Raw genomic sequence first — 10,455 nt, 5'->3', positions numbered from 1 at the left:
CTTGTTGGGGTGCACGGCATATCCAAATAGCAAAAAAGCACTGGAAAACCAGTGCTAATGTTTAAAAATTTTTGGGACATTTTCATTTACGGTTGACATAGATTTACAAGTTTTTATTTTTATTAAAAGTTTTTTACATAATATGAGAAGAGGTTTAGCCACTCATTATTATATAGTCAAATCCAAAAAATATATGTATAATTTAAATATTTTTTTATGCTAGATTTTATATATCCTGTTTTAACAAAAAAAATATAAAACCGGAAGATTATCATTTCTTCCGGTTTTATAAAATAAACCTATTTAATTTTATTTCATTTCTCTACATAATTTCAGAAGTTCATCATTTTTAAATTTTTTACTATGTGAAATTACTCCTACCAGTTTGTCCTTATATTCCCAATCTACCTGATTATCTTCAGACATAATAGCTTCATTTCCGTTTATATCAACTTTCTTGATATTTGCGGCACCACCATAATATCCATTTTCTTTGCTTGCAAATCTCTGTTGTACAAATATTTCTCCATCTCCATTATCATAAATTATATCTATAATCTCAGAAGATGGATTTTTATTTTCATCTTCATATAGATAGACTTTTTTTACTTTCATATTAGGTATAGTTAAAGGTTTGAATTTCAATTTATTAGATGCCTCTTCTACTGAATTGTATAAAATCATTCCTTCTTCCTCTTGACCTTCTACCTGCATTTCTACTTTGTCAGAACCTTCTATTGTCGTAAATCCGATTATTTTTTTTCCATTTTTATCATATATTTTCCCTTCTAATTCAGGAGTAAGCCTTTTCACAACATTTCCTTTTTCATCAAAAATCTGACCTTTTAAATTTTTTGGAATTTCCATAGATGTATTTTTATTATCACCATCATATTTTTCAGAAATCATTCCTATATTTTTTAAATTGATTTCTTTAATTACAGTAAACATATCTTTTCCGTATATACTATATGTTCCAATATTTCCTGCTATAAGTACAAAAGCTATACTTGCAGCTAGTATTTTCATTATTTTACTTCTTTTATTTTTTTTCATTTTTATCTCATCTCCTATATTTTCTATATCTGTATTTATATTATTATCTTTAAAGCGAATAGTATTATAGAAATCATTTAAACCGATATTTTCATTATTATTAATATTTTCGATAACTCTGTTTTTCACTCTATTTTTAACCTCTTCATCAGGTGCAAATTCATTATCGATGTTTTCTTGTAGGAATAGATCAAAATCCTTATCAAATAAATAGTCTACTATTTCATTATCACTTTTATACTTGTTCATATCTATCCCTCCAATCTTCATTTTTATTTTCAAAGTCACAAGCTAATTGTTTTTTTAATTTTTTCATACTCCTAAATAGAACTACTCCCACATTAGAACTTGAAATTCCCATCAATTTTCCTATTTCTTTATTTTTGAGACCTGCAGCGTATTTACATGAAATTACAAATCTCTCATTTTCATTGAGTATTTCAAGAGCCTGTTGTAATCTTTTATTTTCTATTTTTTTATTCAAAATATCTTCCGGTGAATTACTATTGTCACTTATTTCTCCTATACTATCCATGCTGATTGCTTGAATATTTTTTGATCTATAATATGAATTTATTTCATTTCTTGCTATTGAAAAAATCCATATATCCATACTACCTTTTTCTTCACAGAATCTATCAATATTTCTATATACATTTTCAAATACCTTAACTGCTATATCCTCTGACTCCTCACTATTAAGAGTTTTAACTCTTATAAATTTATATACTCTGCCAAAATATTTTTCATATATTTCGTCAAAATTCAAGTAATCACCTCCCTCTTATCGCCGGCAAATGAGATTTTAATTATTCAACTATAGTTTAATACCTTTTCACATATATATACGCTCAAAACACAAATCCATTAACAAACTCTCATAAATTTATAAATTTTTTTATTACTCAAAAGTAATTAATTATGTCAATGGTATAAGATTACTTCAAGCATTTAAAATCGCTATAACCATAAAAAATACTGCAATTTTATACAAAAATCACAGTATTTTTTATAGTTATAGCATTATTCTTCTTCTATCAATCCATTCTTGCATTTCTTCAGGTGAATTTTCAGTTAAAATTTCATCTATTTCTCTCAATAGACGCTCTGTTTCACGAGGTACTATTCCCTTAATATACATAGTATTAGAGTTATGGGCAGATGATATCAATGCAGTTTTTTCAGGTTTCAAATTTTCAATTATTTCTCTCAACTCTATAAGTCTATCATATTCAGTAGCTTCTTCATATTCGCCATTAACATATAAATCCCATAATTCTGTTCCAGGAACTAGTGTAACTGACATTGGAAAAATCCCTCTACAATTAACTTTACTCAACATTTTTCCAGTCAATTGACCATTCTCTATAGCTTTATCTATTCCTTTTCCCATCAGGCCTGTAAGTATCATAGCATAATAATTATAATCAAATTTATCAAGTCTTTTCATTTCTCTTATAGCTTCTTCCACTGTATTACCTTTATTAATAAACTCAAGAGCTTTTTGATTTCCTGATTCTATACCCAAATATAAATCATTATATCCTGCTTTTTTTAATAATTCCAACTCTTCATCCGTCTTCATTTCTATATCTTTAATAGAAGAATATGTAGTAATAACTTCTATCTTTGGTAAATGCTTATGAATTAATTCGGCTATTTTCAACAATCTTTCCGTTTTCAACACAAATGGATTTCCATTTAACAGAAATATTCTTTTTGAATTTTTATAAAAAGGATGCTGACTTGCCTCTATAATATCCTTTTCTATTTGTTCTAAACTTTCCATTTTAAAGGTTGTATATCTATACATTCCACAAAACTTACATTTATTATGAGTACACCCACTCGTAACTTGTAGTAGTATTGATTTATATTCCTTTGGCGGTCTATATATTTGTGCATCATATTTCATTTTTACTACCTCCATTTACTTCTCAAAGCAATTTGTAAATTTGCATATATTTAAGTATCTTGCTTACCTATTACTAATTTTAAATCATATTCACCTCCAAAACAACAAAAAGTGGGAAATTAATGATAAAACATATAATTTCCCACTTTTTGTTGTTAAAGTTTATATTATTAATAATTCTTTCTGTATAAAATAACTTCTTCTATTTATAATTTTAAATAAATATTCTCTTATAGTTTTTCTATCGCTTCTGTTAGAGCTTTTCCTAATCTCTTAACCCCTTCTACTATCTTATCTTCAGGCATACAAGAGTAATTCATTCTAAAGTGATTAGCATTTCCGCCATTTGGATAGAATGGTTCGCCTGGTACATATGCAACATTATTTGGAAGAACAACATCTTTCATCAACTGCGCTGCATCTATACCTTCTGGAAGAGTTACCCATGTGAATAATCCACCATCTGTTCTAGTGAATGTTACACCTTCTGGGAAATATTTATCCATTGCATCTAGCATTACTGTTCTTCTATGTCCATATACTTCTTTAATTTTTTCAACATGAGCGTCTAAATCAAACATTTCAATATATTTAGCAATTTCCATCTGAGAAATTGTAGATGCCTGTAAGTCAGAAGCTTGCTTAGAAATATTGAATTTTTCAAGTATTTTAGGTGAAGCAGAAACCCAACCTAATCTGTATCCTGGGCAAAGAATCTTAGAGAAAGTTCCAAAGAAGCAAACTAATCCCTTTGTATCATAAGATTTTAATGATGGGAATATTTCTCCTTCAAATCTTAATTCACCATATGGATTATCTTCTGCAACCGGAATTTCATATTTATTTATAATTTCCATAAATTTTTCACGTCTTTCGATTGGCCAAGTTCTTCCTGATGGATTTTGGAAATCAGGAATTACATATATAAATTTAACGTCAGGATTTTCTTCAAGAGCTTTTTCAAGTTCTGACATTATCATACCATCGCCATCTGTAGGTATTTCTATAAACTGTGGACCATAAGCCTTAAATGCATTTAATGCTCCAAGATAAGATGGACTTTCAACTATAACCTTGTCACCTTCGTCAAGAAATACTCTACCCATAAAGTCTAGACACTGCTGAGAACCGTTAGTTACAAGTATGCTATCAGCTGTCACATTAGTATATAACTTTCTATTCATTCTTTCTGCTATTGCTTCTCTTAGTGGTGGATAACCATCTGTAGCAGAATACTGCATAGCAGCTCTACCTTGTTCTTCCATTACTGCAACCGCTACTTTTTTCATTTCTTCAACTGGGAATAATTCAGGAGCTGGTAGTCCACCAGCGAAAGATATTACTTCCGGATTTGAAGCTAACTTAAGGATTTCACGAATTGCAGAACCTTCTGCTTTTTCTAGTCTTTTTGCAAATTTAATTGCCATAATAACGCACCTCCAATTAATTTAAACAAAATAATTATTTATTTTTAATTTAAAAATAGACGATATATTCATTATTAATTTATTGCAATAAAACATAATAATGAATCATTCCTAATTAAAAGTCTATTTCCAAATTATCGACATAATATTTGCTAATTAAAGCCCTTACTAATAATCATAATAAAGAAAATACATTCTTCTCTATTCTACTAGTATTTTCTTTACTCGCTTTTCGGCAGTCTCTCTATCCAACATTATAATTCTGCCACAATTATTACACTTAAACTTAACATCTGCACCTGTTCTAATTATTGTAAATTCTTTACTGCCACAAGCATGTTGTTTTTTGAGCTCAACAACCTTACCAACACTTAAGTCTAGAGGCATATTTGCCTTCCTCCTTGTAATTAATCTTGAATTTTTATTGCTTCTCTTTTAGATTCCTTTTTAAAAATATGATAAATTCCTCTTCTCTCAATAGAATTATCTTTCATAATACTATTAATCACTTCAATATCATTAAATTCGAACTTTATAGAAAGCCCACAACTAGCTGCTATTTCTCTCGGAGTAGGCAAGATCATAACACTTAACCCAGCCTCCACCAATAATTTTTCAGCCCTTATTGCATGATGAGTTGAATTAAATGAAATAATATAAAAATCATTCATAAAGCTACCTATCCTATTGTAATTAATTTTGAAGAAGATTTCATATTTTCGACTATAGTATACATATTTGTTATAGAACCTACTTTTAATTCCTCTTTAAGGCCATAATAATCTAAACATGTTCCACAAGAAAGAATTTCAACTCCTAATTCTTCAAGTTTTTTAACATGTTCTACTGTAGCTTCATTTTTAGTTGTCAATTCTACACCGCCATTTAGAAATAAAATAGCTTTTGGAAGCGGATTAGATTCAGTAAGTGCAAATAAAAATCCCTTTATTAAAACTCTCCCTAATTCATCGTTTCCATTTCCCATTTTATCACTCATTATAGCGATAACTTCATCCCCTATATTATTATCAAATGTATCACAAGTTATATCTTCATCAGGTATTGATACTTTATTATTTTTCACTTTTTCTATGGAGATAACGATTTCTCCCTCTTTATTTTTTAGTACTTCGGCTTTACAATTAATAGATTTTGCGAATTTTAAAATATTTTCTTTAGGAACATTATTGTCAACAACCACTTCAACAGTTCCTTCAACAATACTTTCTAACGCTTTTTTAGTTTTTATAACCGGCATAGGACAAGCCAATCCCTTTGCATCAACTTTTACACTCATCTAATTATTCCTCCATTTCAAGAATGTGAAATATACTTACATTTATATAATATCATATTATTAGGTTTAATAACACCTACTAATTTTAAAATTTTTAGGTAATATCTGTAAAAAACAAATTCTAATATTAATATTTATATGTTTAAAAATATATAATACATATTTTTTTTGTTTTTTCATATTATAATGCCAATAAAATTTAGGTTTTTCTATTTTTTTAACCTACTATATTTATTTTTTTATATACTATTAATTAAGGTAGTTATGGTATAATATTAAAAGAATTTTGTTTACGCATTTTATAATAATATATTCTTAATTGCTTAAAAATTAAAGGAGGAATAAATATGATAAAAAGAAAAATAATTGCTACAATAACTATAGGTTTATTAGTATCTTCATCTTTGATAGGTTGTTCAAAAATTGACAACAGTTCTTCTTCAAAAGATGATAAAAAACAAAATCAAAGTGTAGAAACTGATAATAAAAATTCCAATGATAATGAAGATAAGGACAAAGAATCTAAAGAAAGAAAATCTGAGGATAAAAATTCTCAAACAGATAAAAAAACGGTAGAAATAACATATTACACATATGATATAAATTCCGAAGAGCTTACTGAACACAAAAAAAAGGTTGATGATTTGAGTGTTGGAAACATTATAAAAGAATTAATTAAAGAAAATGTCCTTCAAGAGGGAACTGATGTAAATAAGGCAAAAGTGGAAGAAATAGATGGAGTCAGAACTCTTATAGTTGATGTAAATGGTAAATTTGTAAATTCTCAACTTGGTTCAACTGCTGAATCATTGATGTTACAATCATTTACAAACAGTGTGATAAAGACTTTCAAAGTAAAGCAGGTTAAACTTACTGTTGATGGAAAAAATTACTCAAGCGGGCATATATATATTGAAGATAATGAATACCTAACATATAAGTAAAAGATCGGAGGAGTTAGTGTGATTTATTTAGACAATGCGGCAACAACTTTTCCTAAGCCAGAATCTGTATATAATGCTATGGATTATTGCTCTAGAAATTATTGTGCTAATCCAGGCAGATCAGGACATAAGATGGCAATGGAATCTGCAAGAACGGTTGAAGAAACAAGAGATATAATAGCCAGGCTATTCAACATAAAAAATCCGATGGAAGTGGTCTATACTTTCAATGCTACCGATTCTTTAAATCTCGCAATAAAAGGATTTCTTAATTCTGGTGATCACGTAATTACAACAACAATGGAACATAATTCCGTATTAAGACCTATAATGGAATTAGAAAAAAACGGTGTCGAACACACATTTGTTCAAGCAAATAGTGAAGGAAAAATAAATCCATCAGATATAGAAAATTCTATAAGAGAAAATACTAAATTGATAGTTACTACTCATGCTTCGAATGTTACAGGTACTTTAGTAGACATAGATTCAATTGGGAAAATTGCAAAAAAACATAACGTAAAATATTTAGTAGATGCATCCCAATCGGCCGGTGTCTATTCCATCGATGTTCAAAAGAACAATATAGATATGCTTGCAATGCCTGGACACAAAGGTCTTCTTGGACCTCAGGGAACTGGTATTTTGTATGTTACAGATATTATTAGATTAAAAAGTCAAAGAGAAGGTGGAACCGGAAGTAAATCCGAAGAGATTACTCAACCGGATCTATATCCTGATAAATATGAATCCGGTACTCATAACACTCCGGGAATAGCCGGTTTAGGAGCTGGTATAAAATTTATTTTAAATACAGGAATAGATAATATCAGAAAACATGAAGAAGAACTTACTCAATATATGATAGACAGACTTTCAGAAATTCCAAAATTAAAATTATATGGACCAAAATCATCAAAGGAAAGATCTGCTGTTATACTAATAAATATAGATGATTTAGATTCCGGAGAAGTAACATTTAGATTGGATTCCGAATTTGATATTGCAACAAGATCAGGAATACATTGTGCACCTTTAGCACACAAAACAATTGGTACTATAAATCAAGGTGGAGTTAGATTCAGTCTTGGATATTTTAATACAAAAGACGATATTGATAAGGCTATTGAAGCATTAAAAATTATTGCAAAAGATGTTGAATAATAATATTAAAAATCCACTTTAAATTAATTTAAAGTGGATTTTTTGACGGTTTACCTGCTTTTCTAGGATATTTTTTAGTTGTTTTTTCCAGTTTTTTAAATACCAGTATATTATGTTTTAATTCTTCATCAGGAAGTTGTACATCTATTTTTTCAACCAGCTTTACACCTAATATTTTCATTGCATTTTTAGATTCTTCAATTTCATTTTCTACATTCGGACCTTTAAGACATATAAAAAAACCGCCTACTTTTATATATGGAACACATAATTCCAATAAGACAGGAAGACTTGCTACGGCTCTTGCTGTAGCAATGTCATGTTTTTCCCTGTAGTTTAAATTTTGTCCAAAATCTTCTGCTCTGCCATGTATATATTCTATATCTTCAAATCCAATTGAGCTTCCTACCTCTTTTAAAAAATTAATCCTTTTTTTCAGGGAATCTAAAAGTGTCAACTTTATATTCGGGTTACAAATTTTATATGGAATTCCCGGAAATCCTGCCCCTGTACCGACATCTATAATAGATATATCATCCATTATATATCCATTTTTAAAAATCGCTACCGAATCCAAAAAATGTTTTATATAAACATCTCTTTGTTCTGTTATGCCTGTTAAATTCATATATTTGTTATATTCAACAAGTACTTCTCTATATTTTTCAAATCTATCAAGCATATTGTCATCTACATCTATTTTAAAATCAATTAGACCTTTTCTCAGTAATTCTCTATTTTCTATCGACACGATTACCTCCTATTTAAAATTTCTTCTTTTTTGCTCCAAATATATCAAAAGAACAGATATGTCTGATGGAGATACCCCGGAAATTCTTGAAGCTTGCCCTATTGATGTAGGTTTAATCGCATTTAACTTTTGTCTCGCCTCTAATCTAAGTCCGTCTATATTATTATAATCTGTATCATCGGATAATTTTTTCTTCTCAAGCTTTCTAAACTGATCTATCTGTTTCATTTGCTTGTCTATATATCCTTCATATTTAATCATTATTACAGCTTGTTCCTTAACTACATCGGGAATACAATCCACTCCTGATTTTCCAATCCTTTCAAGAATTGAATAATCAATTTCGGGTCTTTTTAAAAACTCATAAAGAGAAAGTCCGTTATTTAAATTAGAAACCCCAAGCTCTTCAAGAATATAGTTTACTTCGTTAGGAGTTACCCGTTCATTTTTTAATCTATTTATTTCCTCTTGCACTTGATTTTTCTTCTTTATAAATCTATCATATCTCTCTTGAGTTACTAACCCTAAATCATATCCTTTCTGTGTAAGTCTCATATCTGCGTTATCTTGTCTTAAATATAGTCTATATTCGGCTCTTGAAGTCATCATTCTATAAGGCTCATTAGTTCCTTTCGTTACCAAATCATCTATCAATACTCCGATATATCCTTCAGATCTATCCATTATAAAAGGCTCTTTGCCTTGTATTTTTAAAACTGCATTTATACCTGCAATTAGTCCTTGAGCTGCTGCTTCTTCATATCCCGAAGTTCCATTAAACTGACCTGCAGAAAATAGATTTTCAACTCCTTTAATTTCAAGATTTTGTTTTAATTGGGTAGGATCTATACAATCATACTCAATTGCATATGCCGGTCTCATTATTTTAACATTTTCTAATCCCTTAATAGTTCTGTACATCTTTAGTTGCATATCAACGGGAAAACTTGTAGAAACTCCCTGCACATACATTTCCTTTGTATCAAGTCCCTCCGGCTCAATAAATAACTGATGCGTTTCTTTATCTGAAAATTTAACTATTTTATCTTCAATTGAAGGGCAGTATCTAGGACCCGTTCCCTCTATATTACCACTATACATGGCACTTCTGGTTATATTTTCCTGAATAAGAGTTTTAGTTTCCGGGGTAGTTCTTGTCAAATAACAAAGTATTTGTTCTTTTTCTATATTATCACTCATAAATGAAAATGGTTTTACTTTTTCATCCCCGGACTGTATTTCCATAACTGAAAAATCTATACTATCCTTATGAACTCTGGCAGGTGTTCCAGTTTTAAATCTTCTCATTGAAAGACCTATTTCTATTAAGCTCTTTGTAAGACTTTTAGCATATGCCATACCGTTTGGACCTTCTTTAAAGGTATCATGACCAATAAATATTGTAGATTCAAGGTAAACCCCTGTGCATAATATTGTCATTTTTGAATTATATATACTCCCAAGTCTTGTTGCTACGCCTTTAACTACTTTACCCTCATGTATAATTTCCTCTACTTCGTCCATTATTATATCTAAATTTTCTTGATTTTCAACAGTTTCTTTCATAACCCTATGATATAAATTTTTATCCGTTTGAGCTCTAGATGAATGAACTGCCGGCCCTTTTGCGGTATTGAGCATTTTACTTTGTATATAAGTTTTATCTATATTCAGTCCCATTTCTCCGCCAAGAGCATCTATTTCTCTCACAAGCTGACCTTTTCCAGTACCTCCAATCGATGGGTTACATGGCAATGCAGCTATTGCATCTAATGACAGGGTAATCATCAATGTTTTCATTCCCATTCTTGCTGAAGCAAGTGCCGCTTCACATCCTGCATGACCTGCGCCAACTACTATAACATCATAATTTCCGGCTTTAAATCTTTCCATAAAATTCC

11 protein-coding genes are annotated in these 10,455 nt (G+C 29.6%); 2 read left to right on the top strand and 9 right to left on the bottom strand.

Annotated elements, in window-relative coordinates; genetic code table 11:
* Positions 1-309: 309 nt before the first annotated feature.
* The 7 genes from HLB29_RS08255 to yedF form a co-directional block, all read right to left on the bottom strand.
* A complete protein-coding gene (locus HLB29_RS08255; protein ID WP_185624694.1) occupies positions 310-1,305 on the bottom strand; it encodes a hypothetical protein in 996 nt (331 codons plus the stop codon).
* Positions 1,292-1,825 (bottom strand): RNA polymerase sigma factor, encoded by a 534-nt coding sequence (locus tag HLB29_RS08250; protein WP_185624693.1) that lies wholly within the window; start codon positions 1,823-1,825, stop codon positions 1,292-1,294. The genes HLB29_RS08255 and HLB29_RS08250 overlap by 14 nt, the downstream gene beginning before the upstream one ends.
* Positions 1,826-2,071: 246 nt before the next feature.
* Positions 2,072-2,971 (bottom strand): radical SAM protein, encoded by a 900-nt coding sequence (locus HLB29_RS08245; protein WP_185624692.1) that lies wholly within the window; start codon positions 2,969-2,971, stop codon positions 2,072-2,074.
* 230 nt (positions 2,972-3,201) lie between these two features.
* Positions 3,202-4,398 carry an aminotransferase-like domain-containing protein gene (locus HLB29_RS08240; protein ID WP_185624691.1) on the bottom strand — a complete coding sequence of 399 codons (1,197 nt, stop codon included), beginning with the start codon at positions 4,396-4,398 and terminating at the stop codon, positions 3,202-3,204.
* A gap of 201 nt (positions 4,399-4,599) precedes the next feature.
* Positions 4,600-4,785 carry a DUF951 domain-containing protein gene (locus HLB29_RS08235; protein WP_185624690.1) on the bottom strand — a complete coding sequence of 62 codons (186 nt, stop codon included), beginning with the start codon at positions 4,783-4,785 and terminating at the stop codon, positions 4,600-4,602.
* Positions 4,786-4,805: 20 nt separating this feature from the next.
* Positions 4,806-5,069 carry a putative Se/S carrier protein gene (locus HLB29_RS08230; protein ID WP_185624689.1) on the bottom strand — a complete coding sequence of 88 codons (264 nt, stop codon included), beginning with the start codon at positions 5,067-5,069 and terminating at the stop codon, positions 4,806-4,808.
* 8 nt (positions 5,070-5,077) lie between these two features.
* A complete protein-coding gene (gene yedF / locus HLB29_RS08225; protein WP_185624688.1) occupies positions 5,078-5,695 on the bottom strand; it encodes a sulfurtransferase-like selenium metabolism protein YedF in 618 nt (205 codons plus the stop codon).
* Between the two features lie 347 nt (positions 5,696-6,042).
* Between yedF and HLB29_RS08220 the strand changes: the two genes are divergently transcribed.
* Positions 6,043-6,639 (top strand): GerMN domain-containing protein, encoded by a 597-nt coding sequence (locus HLB29_RS08220; RefSeq protein WP_185624687.1) that lies wholly within the window; start codon positions 6,043-6,045, stop codon positions 6,637-6,639.
* A gap of 18 nt (positions 6,640-6,657) precedes the next feature.
* Entirely contained in the window at positions 6,658-7,803 is a 1,146-nt protein-coding gene (locus HLB29_RS08215; protein ID WP_185624686.1) for an aminotransferase class V-fold PLP-dependent enzyme, read from the top strand.
* Between the two features lie 28 nt (positions 7,804-7,831).
* Here HLB29_RS08215 and rsmG read toward each other — a convergent pair whose 3' ends face one another.
* Together rsmG and mnmG are read right to left on the bottom strand one after the other, a co-directional pair.
* A complete protein-coding gene (gene rsmG, locus HLB29_RS08210; RefSeq protein WP_185624698.1) occupies positions 7,832-8,548 on the bottom strand; it encodes a 16S rRNA (guanine(527)-N(7))-methyltransferase RsmG in 717 nt (238 codons plus the stop codon).
* Positions 8,549-8,563: 15 nt separating this feature from the next.
* Positions 8,564-10,447 (bottom strand): tRNA uridine-5-carboxymethylaminomethyl(34) synthesis enzyme MnmG, encoded by a 1,884-nt coding sequence (gene mnmG, locus HLB29_RS08205; RefSeq protein WP_185624685.1) that lies wholly within the window; start codon positions 10,445-10,447, stop codon positions 8,564-8,566.
* Positions 10,448-10,455: the final 8 nt, after the last annotated feature.

Source organism: Peptostreptococcus canis (assembly GCF_014229965.1).
Classification (GTDB): Bacteria; Bacillota; Clostridia; order Peptostreptococcales; family Peptostreptococcaceae; genus Peptostreptococcus; species Peptostreptococcus canis.
Note: the sequence above shows the minus strand (reverse complement) of the source record. Positions and strands in the feature narration are given on the sequence as shown.